This is a genomic window from Methylobacterium sp. WL103, from assembly GCF_008039885.1.
Taxonomy (GTDB): Bacteria; Pseudomonadota; Alphaproteobacteria; order Rhizobiales; family Beijerinckiaceae; genus Methylobacterium; species Methylobacterium cerastii.
In genome coordinates this window covers 1-1,643 of the sequence record NZ_VRUX01000776.1, presented here as the reverse complement: position 1 = coordinate 1,643, position 1,643 = coordinate 1, and the positions used below count along the sequence as shown (strand labels likewise).

The following is a 1,643-nucleotide window of genomic DNA, read 5'->3' as shown; positions in this document are numbered from 1 at the left end:
GTTCGAGGCTCCCGGCTGACGCTCCGCTGCGCCGGCGCCGCGGCGGTGATCGAGGCCGACGCCGCGGGCTGCTTCGCCGGCGAGGTCCTGATCCCGGATGTCGCCCCGTGGTGGCCGCACACGCACGGCGAGCCCCGGCTCCATCCGGTCGAGGCCGAGATCGATGGCCACGTGCTGGCGCTCGGCCGCGTCGGCTTTCGCGCGATCGCGCTCGCCCGTCCGTTCGCCGAGGGCTTGAGCCTGACGGTCAACGGCGTGCCGGTGTTCTGCCGCGGCGCGTGCTGGACGCCGGCCGACCTCGTCGGCCATTCCGCCGAGGCTTGCCGCCCGCTGCTGGCGCTGGCGCAGGAAGCCGGCATGAACATGCTGCGGGTGTCCGGCATCACCCTCTACGAGGCGGACGCCTTCTACGACCTGTGCGACGAGCGCGGCATCCTGGTGTTCCAGGACCTGATGCTCGCCAACTTCGACTATCCGATCGACGACCCGGCCTTCCGGGACCGGCTGTTCGCCGAGATCGACGGCTTCCTCGACCGGACGCAGGCCTCGCCCGCGCTCTGCGTCCTGTGCGGCGGCAGCGAGGTCGCGCAGCAGGCGGCGATGCTGGGCTTCCCCCGCGACGCCTGGACCGGCGGGTTGTCGGACGACGTGCTCGCCGCCCGCGTCGCCCGCCTGCGGCCGGACCTCGTGGTGGTGCCGAACTCGCCGTCGGGCGGGGACCTGCCGTTCTCGACCGATGCCGGGCTCGCCCACTATTACGGCGTCGGCGCCTACCGCCGGCCGCTGGAGGATGCGCGCCGCGCCGAGGTCGGCTTCGCCTCGGAATGCCTGGCCTTCGCCAACGTCCCCGACGCCGCGACCCTGCGGGAGGCGGATCTCTGCGACCCCGCGAGCCCGGGCTGGGCCGCCACGGTCCCGCGCGACCGCGGCGCCGACTGGGAGTTCGAGCAGGTCCGCGACCACTACATCCAAGACCTGTTCGGGCTCGATCCCGAGACTCTGCGCCGCGACGACCCGGATCGCTACTGCGCGCTCGCCCGCGCGGCCAGCGCCGAGGTGATGGAGGCGGTGTTCGCCGAGTGGCGCCGGGCGCGCTCGCCCACCGCCGGCGGGCTGGTGTGGTTCTTCCGCGACCTCGCCCCCGGCATCGGCTGGGGCGTCGTCGACGCGGCCGGCCGGCCGAAGTCGGCGTGGTACGCCCTCAAGCGCGCCTTCCGCCCCGTCCAGGTGACGATCTCGGACGAGGGCCTGAACGGCCTCCATCTCCACGTCCACAACGAGACGGCCGCGCCGCTCTCCGCCATCCTGCGCCTCGTCTTCAGCGATGCCGAGGGGCGCGCCGTGGCGAAGGCAGAGCGTGCGGTCGCAGTCGCGCCGCGCAGCTCCGGCACCTGGTCGAGCGCGACTCTGCTCGGGCGCTTCTTCGACGCCACCGGAAGCTACCGCTTCGGCCCCATGGCGCACGCCCTCGCCCATGCGAGCCTGGTCGATGCGGACGCCGACGCCGTCCTCGCCGAGAGCTTCCACTTCCCGCAAGGCCGCGATCCCGTGCCGCGCCCGGTCGGCCTCGCCGCCGCGATCGAACCGGGTGCTGCCGGTCCCGTCCTCCGGGTCTCGGCGGACCGCCACGCGCTCTGCGTGCG

1 protein-coding gene is annotated in these 1,643 nt (G+C 74.1%); it reads left to right on the top strand.

What is annotated here, in order from left to right; translation table 11 throughout:
* A partial coding sequence (locus FV222_RS25305; RefSeq protein WP_187277472.1) for a glycoside hydrolase family 2 protein occupies positions 1-1,643 on the top strand: 1,643 nt, incomplete at both ends.